Below are 13,089 nucleotides of genomic sequence, written 5' to 3'. Positions count from 1 at the left end.
TTCCTCTCGTTTTAAACCAATGGCTGCATACGCAGCTGCTGATCGGCAAAGTCGCGATACAGCGAATGGGACTGATACAGTTCTTCATGTGTGCCACTGCCCGTCACTTTGCCCTTCTCGATAAATACGATCTGATCGGCATCCACCACGGTCGATAACCGGTGGGCAATCACAATGGTTGTTCGGCCCTGCATCACATTTTTCAAGGCCTTCTGCACAACAACTTCTGACATGCTGTCCAGACTGGACGTAGCCTCATCCAGCATCAAAATCTGTGGATCACGCAGCAGTGCCCTTGCGATCGCAATTCGCTGCCGCTGCCCGCCGGAAAGCTTGATCCCCCGCTCCCCAACCTCAGTTTCGTACTGTTTGGGCAGCTCATCTATGAATACATCGGCGTAGGCTAATCGCGCCGCCTGCTGCAATTCCTGCTCGCTGATTTCCCGCTCCGTACCGTACGTAATATTATCGCGGATCGTACCGGCAATCAACGGACTTTCCTGAGATACATAACCGATCTGGCTTCGCCATGACTTCAGGGACATCTCATTGACGGATTCCGTGCCCATCCGAATTATCCCGCTCTGTGGCTCATAGAAACGCTCCAGCAGTGAGAATAGCGTCGTTTTACCACCGCCGCTCGGTCCGACAATGGCCGTCACCTTACCCGGCTCGACCGTCAGACTTATATCTTTGAGCACAGGCTCCCCGGACTCGTAGGCATACGATACCTTCTCCAGCCGAATCGCCCGCTGACTGTCCTGCAAGGTAACGCCACTGTCCAGCACTTCTTCATTTACCTTTAAGGTCGCAATAATCCGTTCAGTAGCACCCATCGCTTTCTGAAACTGCGTAAAGAAGTTCGATACCTGCGTAATCGGCATGACGATCTGAAACAAATACAACAGAAAGGCTACCAAATCTCCAGACGTCAGCTCGCCTGAGGATACCCGCAGCCCCCCATAGCCAACGATGGTCACGAACAACAACATCAGCACAAAATACATCAGCGGTGCAATGAACGCTTGAATCCTGCCCTCACGCAAGCCATATCGGAATAAATGATCGATCCCCTGCTTGCCGTTGTCGTATTCAACCCGTTCTGCGTTCGATACCTTCACCAATCGGATCTCAGTCAATACCCGCCCCAGCACGGCATTGAACTTGCCCGTTTCCTCCTGCAAGCCTTTGGATATCTTGTACATACGGCGTCCCAACGGCATTAGGAACAGCATGGAGAGCGGAATGACCATTATAATTAGCAGCGTCATTTTCCAATCGAGATACAGCAGTACCCCTATTGCGCCAATGATCGAGATCGAGCCTGTTATGAGATTGGTCAAATTCTCTGTGATCAACCCTTTGACGATACCAGTATCATTAATGATCCGGCTGATCATCTCCCCGGTTTGATTCTTATCATAGTAGGCGATCGGCAAATGCAAATGCTTTTTCCACAGCCGATCCCGCAGTGATGCAACCACCGTCTGACCCGCACGGTTCAACAAATAGATCGAGATACCCGCAGCAACCGCCTGCATAATAAAAGCCGCAGCCAAACCAATGATATGAATTCGATCTAGTGAGGCCAGTGAAAAGCTATCGACCAAATTTTTGGTGAATAGCGGAATACTTAATCCAACCAATGTAGAGCCCATGCTCATTGCGAGCGCAATACCCATGAGCAGGAGCGGCGGCTTCGTCTGCCAGATCAGCTGGATGAACTCTCTCCAGCCACTGGTCCCGTTTGCTTGCTTCATCATATATCAACCTTTCCCTATCCATCTGGATTCGTTAAGAAGAACATACCCTATTTATATAAACACAATGTAAACGACAATTCCACATCTGCCCCAGTTACCCCATCATGATTAATAAAAGCTGCTTACGGGTAATAGTATCTTGAGCAGCAAGGTGATCCATTCAAACTATAAAAGGAGTGATTACGATGGACAGCAACGTATTTAAAGGCAAATGGAAGCAAATCAAAGGCGAAACCCAGAAGCAATGGGGGAAGCTGACGAATGATGATATGGATGTTATTGACGGTGAGCGCGAAAAGCTGATCGGTAAAATTCAGGAGCGCTATGGCTATGAAAAAGCCCGAGCTGAGAAGGAATACCATGAGTGGTCCTCCAGCTATGATTCCAAAACTACCGTGTAAAACACGATTTTCGATACCTGTTTACTTTTGCTTTTGCAATGCAAAGAAGGATCGCCCTATTGGAGCGATCCTTCTTTATTATGAGCAAGCGTCAAGAATGACACCATCTGATCGAAGACTACGAAATCTGAACACCTTTTTTGAGCGATTTGAAATTACTGTTCGTATTGGACAGCATAGGCAGCATTCTCATACCACTGACCATAGGGGCTTGACACGAGCTACAGACAGGCGCCGATTCGAACGCAAAATTATCTCGCATCCATCCCATGCAGGATTCATTCTCGCATGACCAAATCGCGATATTTTCCAAAGGGATATCCTCAGTCGATTTTTTTCGAAAATACATGATGAGCCTCCTCGATGATCTCAAAAAAAATCTGCCCCCAACGTAGGTTAAGGGCAGCTTGTAAAGCTTTTTAAATTACAATTTTACAACGTTCTCAGCTTGTGGTCCACGGTTGCCTTGAACAACGTTGAATTCTACTTGTTGACCTTCGTCCAAAGACTTGAAGCCTTCGCCAGTGATTGCGGAGAAATGTACGAATACATCGTTTCCACCTTCAACTTCGATAAAACCAAATCCTTTTTCTGCGTTAAACCATTTAACTGTACCTGTTTGTGCCATGTGTAATGACCTCCAAAATTTTATTAACATGCTGTTTTTATTGTTTACCACAAATAAAAAATTCACACATTGCGAAAGGTTCCATCTTGCATGATAACCCTTTGCAATATGTGAATATTGGTTACGGATTCTTTATTAAGTTCATCTTACCACACATAATTAAGGATAGCAAGTTGTGGTTGGCGATTTAATAAATATAAATTATTTCCATCTCTTCCAGTCGCACTTCAGTCAGCATTTCTAGCGAAGTGTTCTTGTCAAATACGTCGAAATCAATGGGCAAAGGGGCAGCAATCTGCCCCCTGCTCTACTTCGAAATTAACAATTCCCGGATGGATTCATCCTTAAATCAAATTGAGGGCAGCAGCTCGCCCTGCTGAATACGGTACATCTGATAATATTTGCCGCGTTGACTCATCAGGCTATCATGAGACCCACGCTCGACGATTTGTCCACGGTCCAGCACCAGAATCAAATCGGCGCTTTTGATCGTTGACAATCGATGGGCAATCACGAAGGTCGTGCGCCCTTTCTTCACAACTTCCAATGCTTCTTGAATGACGGTCTCCGTCTCCGTATCAATGTTCGAGGTCGCTTCATCCAGAATCAGAATCGCCGGATTGAAGGCAAGTGCGCGTGCAAACGAGATTAGCTGCCGCTGTCCCGAAGAAAGCGTGCTGCCTTTTTCAATAACAGGCTCGTCAATGCCTTGAGGCAAATGCTCAAGCAGACGATTGGCACCAACAGCTTCCAGGGCTGCTTCCACCTGCTGCCTCGATATGGAAGGATCATCCAAGGACACATTGGAGGCTATCGTACCAGTAAACAAATACGGATCCTGCAGCACAATCCCCATATGCTCACGCAGCGTCTGCTGAGGCAGGCGGTTTACGTCCATCCCATCTATCGTGATGGCGCCCTTCTCCGCGTTATAGAACCTGAACAGCAGGTTCATGATCGAGCTTTTCCCGGAGCCGGTATGCCCGACGAACGCCACCGTCTGCCCCTTCATCGCCTCGAAGGATATGCCCTTCAGTACGTATTCACCCTCCTTGTAGGCGAACCATACATCGTCAAATCGCACATGACCTTGATAGCGGTCCATCTTGCCGTCTGCTACGTCGGTTCCTTCTACATCCAGCAGCTCGAACACCCGCTCCGCGGAGACGAGAGCCGTCTCCAGATTGGGAAGCTGGTTCACGATGTTGACAATCGGGTTGAACAATCGATTCAAATAATCCACGAAGGCATACATCACCCCAAGCGTGATCACATGCTCCGGTCCGCTTAAAGACATCCCGCCAAAATACCAAATGAGTGAGAGGAACGCCAAATTACGGAGTACTCCGACCAGATTATGTCCGGTTAATGAGTTTAGGCTCAGCAGCTTGTTTTGATACTTATACAGCTCGGTGTTGAACGCTTCAAACTCATTGCTCATCTTTTTTTCCTTGCGAAAAGCTTTAATAATCGGCATCCCCTGAATCGATTCATTCACGATCCCGTTAATCTCGCTGACCGCCGCGCGGATAATCCGGTTGTAACGCTTGGCAAATTTGCCATATACGTAAATCCACAGCACGAGCAGTGGAAGGATAAACAGACAAATCGCCGCCAGCCGCACATCCAGCAGGAACAATGCCAGAAAAATTCCAGCCATATAAATCGTTCCTGTAAAAAAGTTCGCCAGCACTGTCACATACAGCTCGCGGATCGCTTCGGTATCATTCGTGACACGCGATACGACCTTGCCTGCAGGCAGATTATCGAAATAACGAATCGGCAGCCGATTAATTTGCCCGAACACATCCGTCCGCATGCGGCGAATAATCCGGTTAGCTGAAGCTTGCAGGAAATAACGCTGTCCATAAGAGAACAGAGCCGATACCACAAGCAAACCGAGATAAAACCCGCACAAGCGAATCAATCCACCGAATTCCGGCTCGAAGAAGCGGAAAAGCTCCCCGGTATTCAGTCTTCTTGCGGGATAGGTGCTGACATTCGTGCCGCTGTCAATCGAAATCCTCCCTTCAGTCGTCATGCTTCGCAAACCATCTGCCTTGACCGGCTCCGCGATAAAGTAATAATCCTTGCCGACCTGGAGCACTCGCACCTCGCCGCCATGAGCTTCATTCACTGCAAAGTGATCCGCTCTTTTGTACAAGACACCCTCAAAAGCAACCGTGTACGGTCCTTCCACTCCCGTCGTATACCAAGGCTTGCTGATACCGGAAATGTGCACATCGATAATCCGTTTGGCTATGAACGGTCCCGCCAGGTCCGTACCTACGGCGACCGACAGCATAATCAGCGCCATCAGCAGCTGCTTTTTATAATGAAAGGCATAGGCGATAAGCCTTCGGATCGTCGCCGTTTTACTGCCCTTGGGCGGTTCCTTATCCAGCTCCAGCAAGAGATCAGTTCCATCCGGCTGCGGTTTGTCCTTGATAGGAGGCTGTGTGCCATATGGCTCAGAGCTGCCAGCCTGCGTTTCTTGGGCTAGCTCTCCCTCTGTATCATTAGTGCTGTTCGTTTTCTTCGCATTACGTTCCTTGTCCAAGCTCATTTTGATCACCCGCCTTCGGTTCCTTCGGCTTCGAACTGCTGCCGTTCATACTGCTCCTGATACCAGCCCTGCAGCTGCATCAGTTGTTCATGTGTGCCTTGCTCGATAATTCGTCCTGAATCCAATACGATAATCCATTCGGCATGTCGAATGACCGACAAACGATGGGTCGCAATAATCGTCGTCTGATCAGCTCGCAGTGAACGGACGTTGGAAATAATCTCCGCCTCCGTCCGCGCATCTACGGCAGACAATGCATCATCCAGCATCAGAATAGGCGGATTTTTAATAAGCGCTCGGGCAATGGATACACGCTGCTTTTGTCCACCAGACAAAGCAACACCCTTTTCCCCCACCAACGTCTCCAGTCCATTCGGCAAATAAGCCAAATCCTTACTGAGTGCCGCTGCATGGAGAGCACGATCCAATTCCTCTTCTGCGATATCGTTACCAAAGCAAATATTGTTTCGAATCGTTCTGGAAAATAAAAAGGGCTCCTGCGGCACATACCCGTACCACGATTTCAACTGATCCATATCCAATTGTTCAATGGTTATACCCGAGATGGAGATTAACCCCTGACCGGCCGGATACTCCCGCAGCAGCTGCTTGATGAGCGTGGTTTTGCCGCTGCCCGTGCGACCCGCAATGCCAAGCGTATTGCCCTGCTTCAACTTAAACGAGATATCCCTCAGATTGTCCGATAAGGAAGACGGATAACGAAAGGTCACATGGTTGAATTCAATTTGCCCAGGCTGCTCAACTCCTGTTGTCTCACTCGCCATAGGCTCCGGAACATCCGGCTTATAACCCAATGTTTCGTGTACACGATCAAGGGAGGCATTGCCCCGCTGCATCACATTAATGAGCTCACCGATGGCAAACATCGGCCAGATCAGCATCCCGAGATAGACATTAAAGGAGACCAGACCACCAATCGTCAGCTCATTATGATAAACCAGATAAGCCCCATAGCCCAGACCAATGAGGTAGCTGGCTCCCACCAATATTTTGATTGTCGGTTCAAATAAAGCATCGATTCGGGCAACTGCCAAATTTTTATCCAGCACATCCTGCGTAATATTGGCAAAATCCCGCTCTGCCTCACGCTCCTGGGTGTAGGCGCGGATTACGCGGATACCGGAGATCGTTTCCAGCACCTCATCGTTCATATGTCCAAAAGCATTTTGCGCGTCCATAAAGCGCTGATGAATCCACTTCCCGTACAGGCTGACCAGAATCGCCATAATCGGGAGCGGTATAATCGAGGCCAGCGTCAGCTTCCATGATACAAACACGGTCATCGTGACAAGCAGGGTAGCCATCCACAAGGTGGAATCAATAAACGTCAATATCCCGAAGCCGGCCGTTTGTGCGACAGCTTTCAAGTCGTTGGTCGTGCGTGCCATCAAGTCCCCAGTCCGGTTCCGTTCATAGAACGTTGGTGTCATTTTCAGAAAATGACTCATCAGCCTTGACCTCATCATGCGTTCAACTACAAAGGAACCCCCAAATAATTGATAATGCCAAAAGTACGCCAGCACATAAACACCTACCAGAATACTCGCCAGCTGAAGCAGCGTCATCGTAATGCTTTGCCATGTCACTTGTCCGAGCTGAATCAGGTCCACTGTACGCCCGACCAGCATCGGCGGGATAATTTCCAGAATACCTGCCAGGGTGAGCAGGATAATCGCCACGGTATACCGCTTGCGCTCCAGCTTAAAAAACCATCCCAGCTTGTGCAGCACATCAATCATAAGTCACTCTCCTATCTCTAAATACAAAAAAGCACACCGCTCGTATGCGATGCGCCTTATATAATAAAGGCCCATGCCACGAAAAACGTGACATGAGCCTTGGATTCACCAGCAATACCCATGTTGGGTTAACTGCATCTCTTGCGTCCAAAGTTCAGGAAGGCCACGTCATCAACTATGAAATTAAGGGCAAATCTGTGATCGCCAAAATGTAGATGGACTGTGCTTGTATTCATGTTATTCATCGTAGACTCCTCCTTTTCCTGAACGATTAGGGATACTTGGGTTGATTGGTCAATAAGATCGATTGGATATATTGTAAGTTAACATGGCGCGTAAAGTGCTGTCAATCCTTTTATATGGAAATATTAACTATAATTGTTCTTTCTCGTAAGGGTATTTATTACGGACCTGCTGTATCGCCATCTAATCACAGCACCGTATAATGCCTCCACTCCTCGGGCAGCAGACGTTGATATTGAGGCTGGAGATAGCGGTCATCCACCAGCATAAGTAGTCCGCGGTCCTGCTCCGAGCGAATCAATCTTCCCCCGGCTTGCAGTACCTTGTTCATTCCCGGAAACACATAAGCATAATCATAGCCATGAAGACCCGCTGCATTGAAATAATCCTTGATGATATTACGCTCCAGACCCAGCTGCGGCAATCCTACACCTACGACCACAACACCTGTTAGACGATCTCCGACCAAATCGATCCCTTCCGAGAAAATTCCGCCCATCACGGCAAATCCAGCAAAGGCTTCCCGATTGTCTGCATCAAATGCCCCCAGAAAGCTATCGCGATCTTCCTCCGTCATGTCCGCCTGCTGTAAAATTGTTTTTCTATGGGGCGCTGAGGCTGTAAAAGCCTCGTACACCTCATTCATATAGGCGTAGGAAGGGAAAAAGAACAAATAATTGCCTGGCGTAGTGTCCATCAATTGGCTTAGCAGCTGTGTGAGTGGCGCTTTCGTACGTTCACGATCCTGATATCGGGTCGAGAGCGGTTGAATGTATACGTCAAGCTGTTCTTTGGAAAAAGGAGATGGGATCGATACCGTGTAATCATCCTCCCCCGCTCCCAGCATTCTCATAAAATAAGCGAAGGGGGCCAGTGTTGCCGAGAAAAAGATATGAGAACGGTAGCCTTTGCCCATCTGCTGCAGCAGGTAGGAAGGGTCAAGGCAGAACAGCTTGATCTCTACCTCGCTTTTTGTGCATTCGGCGTAGGTTACAAAGCGTTCATCATATAGCTTGGCAATCCTTACAAAGCTCTGAGCGGCAAAATACGTATCCAGCAGCAGCGAATGGTCCGACGTCCCTCCGTGGGAGGAGAGTTCCCTTTCCGCGTGGACAATAAAATGTTCCAACTCATCGAGTAGTGCCTGCGGAGGCTCCTGAGTAATTCGAATGGGTTCCGTGCTTTGTTTTCTGAGTGAAATGAACTGCTCATTGACGGCTTTTGCCGCTTTGCTGACACTCTGATTAAGTGCCTTGAATTCCCGCTGAACATTCAAAAAGTCCGATTTATACAGCACACCTGAAAACATTTCCCGCGCCCGATCAACCAAATTGTGAGCTTCGTCGACAAGGATTGCCGTCTGCTTCTTCTGCTCGGCGAGCAGCCTTTTTAAGGATACACGTGGATCAAACACATAATTATAATCACAGATGATGACATCTGCGGCATAGGCAGCATCCAGTGACATTTCAAATGGACACACCCGATGCTTACGGGCATACTGCTCGATGATGGGCCGATTGATCAGTGTTTCGTGCGTTAACATATCGAGCAGCGCGCCATTAATCCGATCATAGTAGCCATCCGCGAACTCGCAATGCACCTTCGTACACCTGACCTCATCCTTGAAGCATATTTTATCCTTGGCAGTCAGTGTCACCGTATGAATATGCAGCCCTGCTCTCTGCATGAGTGTAAAGGATTCCTCCGCTGCCGTTCTTGTCGTCGTTCTCGCGGTCACATAAAAAACACGCTGCAATAGCCCCATGCCCATCGCCTTGACAGCAGGAAAGATCGTCGAGATCGTCTTCCCTGTACCTGTGGGAGCTTTGGCGAACAGCTTGCTTCCCGTTTCTATCGATTGGTACACAGCACCTGCCAGCTTGCGCTGCCCTTCACGATAAGCCTTAAAAGGGAATTGCAGCTCACGGATACTGCTATCCCTTTGCCGTACGTGCCGTTGCAGCATTTGCGCATAGGGGGCATACTGCCGGATCATCTCCTGCATATGCTGCTCTAGCTCCTCAAATGCTGCCTCCTTGACGAACCGTTTCTGCTGCTCGGTATCCACCTGTACATAGGTAAGCTGAACGCACATCCGTTCCAGCCCCTGCGCACGAGCATACATGTAGGCATAACATTTGGCTTGCGCCCAGTGGACCGGGAACATGTCCTCGGTTATGAGTGCGATGGACATCGCAGTCGATTTAATCTCATCAATCGTGTATGCAGCCTCGGACAGCAGCAGCCCGTCGCATCGACCATCAATGACAAACAGGAGATCGCCATAAGGGATCTCCGTTGTCAGGTATACTTCCTTCAAGTCGTTCTCGCCATACTGCTTTTGTATATGCTGATGGGCCTTCGTGCCTTCGGTCAGCGAGCTGACCGTCCGAAATCCGGAATCGATGCTTCCGCTGCGGCACACATATTCCACCAAGGCTCGTACCGCTATTTGTATGATCGGCAATGGAGGCTTAGTAGATACGCCCGGTGTAGGTACATCTTCAGAAATTGCTGGGTTCACGGGTGTTGTGGGCTGGGTCGGTTCGTTCCCTTGCATCGTATCACCTGTCCATTAATCAGGAATAGCAGTTCGAGGTAAATATCTATTCCGACTATACCACACATATGTTCGTATGGATAGTTGAACCTTTAATCCCCTATTCCTTTCATATCTGCTTGACGTGCTCGTATACCAAGATCAATAATGTCTCTGGCTCTGGTTACTTCTTGGTCTGTTGGTGTCGGACAATGCTCAAGCAGATACTCTTTCCCCAATTGCTGCCATTTATAGACACCCATTCTGTGATAAGGAAGCAGCTCCAGCTTATTAACGTTATTCAATGATCCGATGAACTGACCGAGCTCGCTTAGATCCTCATACCCGTCTGTAAATCCGGGTACCAGCACGTGACGAATCCAGATGTTTTTTCGGATCTCATTTAAATAATGAGCAAAGCGCTTGATACGATCATTAGGCTGTGCCGTAAGCGCGATATGCTTATCCGAATTGATCATTTTCAGGTCCAGCAGCACTAAATCGGTCACCTTCAACAGCTCCTGTGCATGCTCAGGCTCACAAAAGCCGTTCGTATCCAGCACAGTATGCAGCCCCCAGCGAGCTTTACATGCGCTAAACAAACGGGCTACGAAAGCAGCCTGCAGCGTCGGCTCTCCGCCCGTCACTGTAATGCCTCCGCCTGACCGGAGATAGTACTCCAGATAAGGTTCGATCTCACCAAGAATCTCCTCAACTTCCATCTGCCTGCCCGCATTCATTTCCCATGAATCCGGATTATGACAATACTTGCACTGCAGTGCACAGCCCTGCATGAAAAGAACAAAGCGGATGCCCGGACCATCAACGGTGCCAAAGGTGTCGAAGGAATGTATGCGTCCTTTCATCGCTCTGTCCCCCTCTCTATTTACATCGAGCCATGAAAGGTACGATGTATCACATCAAGCTGCTGTTCTCTCGTCAGCTTGATAAAGTTAACAGCGTAGCCTGAAACACGAATCGTCAATTGCGGATATTGCTCTGGGTGCTCCATCGCATCCAGGAGCTGTGCACGGTCAAATACATTAATATTCAAATGATGACCGAGATTAGCCATATAGCCATCGAGCAGTGAAACCAGATTGGAAATACGTGTATCTTCCTCACGACCGAGAGCCTTTGGCACGATAGAGAACGTATTAGAAATCCCGTCCTGGCAGTGCTCATAAGGAATCTTGGCTACAGAAGCCAGGGATGCCAACGCCCCCTTCCGGTCACGTCCGTGCATCGGATTGGCGCCTGGCGCGAAGGGCTCTCCTGCCTTGCGGCCATCCGGGGTACATCCTGTTTTTTTCCCGTACACGACATTGGAGGTAATGGTCAGCACAGACATCGTGGGCACTGCGCCGCGGTACGTCTTATGCTTCCTGATCTTGTTCATGAACGTTTCCGTCAATTGAACAGCGATCGCATCCACACGGTCATCATTATTGCCATACTGCGGGTATTCACCTTCAATTTCAAAGTCGACGGCAATCCCGCTTTCATTGCGAATCGGGCGGACCTTTGCATACTTGATCGCGCTAAGCGAGTCAGCAACTACGGAGAGTCCCGCAATACCCGTAGCCATCGTGCGTACAATTTCACGATCGTGCAGCGCCATCTCCAGCCGCTCATAGCAGTACTTATCATGCATAAAATGAATGACGTTAAGTGTGTTCACATACAGCTTTGCCAGCCATTCCATCATGGTATCGAATTTCTCCATCACTTCTTCAAAGTTTAGAACCTCGTCAGAAGTCATGGGTGCTAAACGAGGGCCTACCTGTATGCCCAGCTTCTCATCCACACCACCGTTAATCGCATAAAGCAAAGCTTTAGCCAGATTGGCCCGGGCGCCGAAGAACTGCATTTGCTTGCCTATGCGCATCGCAGATACACAGCAAGCAATACCGTAATCATCGCCAAAATAAGGCCGCATCAGATCATCATTTTCGTACTGGATCGAGCTGGTTTCGACGGATACCTTGGCACAGTAAGCTTTGAAGCCATCAGGCAGCTGAGTCGACCATAGCACAGTCAGGTTCGGCTCAGGGGCAGGACCCAGATTGTACAAGGTATGCAGGAAACGGAAGGAATTTTTCGTCACGCGCGCTCTGCCGTCCAGTCCCATGCCACCAATTGATTCAGTGACCCAGGTCGGATCTCCACTGAAAAGCTCATTATAGTCGGGTGTACGTAAAAATTTAACGATACGAAGCTTCATGACAAAATGATCAACAAGCTCCTGCGCCTCCATTTCAGTTAACGTCCCATCGTGTAAATCCCGTTCGATATAAATGTCCAGAAAGCTGGATACGCGTCCCAGACTCATCGCCGCGCCATTCTGCTCCTTGATCGCAGCCAAGTAAGCGAAGTACAACCATTGCACAGCCTCACAGGCATTCATAGCCGGCTTAGCCAAATCATAGCCGTAGGTTGTAGCCATCTGTTTCAATTCGCCCAGACTGCGAATTTGCTCGGAGAGCTCTTCGCGCAGCTGAATGACCTCTTCAGTGATCGAATCCACTTCCAATTGCAGCAGATCCTTTTTCTTTTCCTTGATCAATCGGTCTACACCATACAGAGCAACACGCCGGTAATCACCAATAATGCGACCACGTCCGTAAGCATCTGGCAAACCTGTAATGATTGCAGCCTTACGTGCTGTTTTCATCTCCGTGGTGTAGGCGTCGAACACACCTTGGTTATGCGTTTTGCGAATATCTGTAAACACCTTTATGATTTCTTCCGGCAGCTTGAAGCCATAAGCTTCACATGCATCGATAACCATGCGAATACCGCCGAAGGGTTGTACGGATCGCTTAAGCGGAGCATCGGTTTGCAAGCCGACAATTTTCTCTATGCTCTGTGCAATATACCCTGGCGCATGCGATGTAATCGTGGACACCGTCTGGACATCGATATCCAAAACGCCTCCATTGTCTCTCTCCTGGCGGGTTAGCTCGCTAACCATACGCCACAGCTCCTCCGTCGCTGCCGTCGGACCCTTTAGAAAGGCCGAATCCCCTGTATACACCGTGACATTGGTATCGATAAAATCTTTAACATCGATTGCCGTTTCCCATTTCCCCTTGGCAAACCCTCGCCAATAACTGTCTGTCTGTATATCGCCCTCTCGTATCGCCATAATGGCACCTCCTGAAGTATTGATGTGTACTTATTGCA

The 13,089-nt window shown here is 48.9% G+C and carries 9 protein-coding genes; 1 reads left to right on the top strand and 8 read right to left on the bottom strand.

Annotation, left to right across the window (positions count from 1 at the left end; all coding sequences use genetic code 11):
* Nucleotides 1–11: 11 nt before the first annotated feature.
* A complete protein-coding gene (locus tag OB236_RS33530; protein ID WP_262688030.1) occupies nucleotides 12–1,760 on the bottom strand; it encodes an ABC transporter ATP-binding protein in 1,749 nt (582 codons plus the stop codon).
* Nucleotides 1,761–1,948: 188 nt separating this feature from the next.
* Between OB236_RS33530 and OB236_RS33525 the strand changes: the two genes are divergently transcribed.
* Nucleotides 1,949–2,164, top strand: a complete 216-nt coding sequence (locus OB236_RS33525) for a CsbD family protein (protein WP_076235815.1) — start codon at nucleotides 1,949–1,951, stop codon at nucleotides 2,162–2,164.
* A gap of 118 nt (nucleotides 2,165–2,282) precedes the next feature.
* Here OB236_RS33525 and OB236_RS33520 read toward each other — a convergent pair whose 3' ends face one another.
* From OB236_RS33520 to pflB, 7 genes are all read right to left on the bottom strand, one after another.
* The gene (locus OB236_RS33520) at nucleotides 2,283–2,513 is read right to left on the bottom strand and encodes a cold-shock protein (protein ID WP_076235816.1); all 231 of its coding nucleotides are present in this window, start codon (nucleotides 2,511–2,513) and stop codon (nucleotides 2,283–2,285) included.
* Nucleotides 2,514–2,588: 75 nt separating this feature from the next.
* Nucleotides 2,589–2,792, bottom strand: a complete 204-nt coding sequence (locus tag OB236_RS33515; protein ID WP_076235817.1) for a cold-shock protein — start codon at nucleotides 2,790–2,792, stop codon at nucleotides 2,589–2,591.
* A gap of 349 nt (nucleotides 2,793–3,141) precedes the next feature.
* Nucleotides 3,142–5,109 carry an ABC transporter ATP-binding protein gene (locus tag OB236_RS33510; protein WP_262688029.1) on the bottom strand — a complete coding sequence of 656 codons (1,968 nt, stop codon included), beginning with the start codon at nucleotides 5,107–5,109 and terminating at the stop codon, nucleotides 3,142–3,144.
* Nucleotides 5,110–5,363: 254 nt separating this feature from the next.
* On the bottom strand, nucleotides 5,364–7,118 hold the full coding sequence (locus OB236_RS33505; RefSeq protein ID WP_262687926.1) for an ABC transporter ATP-binding protein: 1,755 nt from the start codon (nucleotides 7,116–7,118) through the stop codon (nucleotides 5,364–5,366).
* 430 nt (nucleotides 7,119–7,548) lie between these two features.
* Complete coding sequence (locus OB236_RS33500) at nucleotides 7,549–9,924, bottom strand: ATP-dependent DNA helicase (RefSeq protein ID WP_262687925.1); 2,376 nt, start codon at nucleotides 9,922–9,924, stop codon at nucleotides 7,549–7,551.
* 92 nt (nucleotides 9,925–10,016) lie between these two features.
* Nucleotides 10,017–10,769, bottom strand: coding sequence for a pyruvate formate-lyase-activating protein (gene pflA, locus OB236_RS33495; protein WP_262687924.1), 753 nt, complete (start codon nucleotides 10,767–10,769; stop codon nucleotides 10,017–10,019).
* Between the two features lie 20 nt (nucleotides 10,770–10,789).
* A complete protein-coding gene (gene pflB, locus OB236_RS33490; protein ID WP_262687922.1) occupies nucleotides 10,790–13,051 on the bottom strand; it encodes a formate C-acetyltransferase in 2,262 nt (753 codons plus the stop codon).
* Nucleotides 13,052–13,089 lie beyond the last annotated feature (38 nt).

The organism is Paenibacillus baimaensis (assembly GCF_025567575.1).
This window is presented reverse-complemented; position numbering and strand designations above follow the sequence as displayed.

Bases quoted from the DNA above. Each gene is read 5' to 3' on its own strand.
- OB236_RS33505 (WP_262687926.1), bottom strand. From the start codon at position 7,118: ATGATTGATGTGCTGCACAAGCTGGGATGGTTTTTTAAGCTGGAGCGC.
- OB236_RS33525 (WP_076235815.1), top strand. From the start codon at position 1,949: ATGGACAGCAACGTATTTAAAGGCAAATGGAAGCAAATCAAAGGCGAA.
- pflB (WP_262687922.1), bottom strand. From the start codon at position 13,051: ATGGCGATACGAGAGGGCGATATACAGACAGACAGTTATTGGCGAGGG.
- OB236_RS33530 (WP_262688030.1), bottom strand. From the start codon at position 1,760: ATGAAGCAAGCAAACGGGACCAGTGGCTGGAGAGAGTTCATCCAGCTG.
- OB236_RS33520 (WP_076235816.1), bottom strand. From the start codon at position 2,513: ATGTATTTTCGAAAAAAATCGACTGAGGATATCCCTTTGGAAAATATC.
- OB236_RS33500 (WP_262687925.1), bottom strand. From the start codon at position 9,924: ATGCAAGGGAACGAACCGACCCAGCCCACAACACCCGTGAACCCAGCA.
- OB236_RS33515 (WP_076235817.1), bottom strand. From the start codon at position 2,792: ATGGCACAAACAGGTACAGTTAAATGGTTTAACGCAGAAAAAGGATTT.
- pflA (WP_262687924.1), bottom strand. From the start codon at position 10,769: ATGAAAGGACGCATACATTCCTTCGACACCTTTGGCACCGTTGATGGT.
- OB236_RS33510 (WP_262688029.1), bottom strand. From the start codon at position 5,109: ATGGCGCTGATTATGCTGTCGGTCGCCGTAGGTACGGACCTGGCGGGA.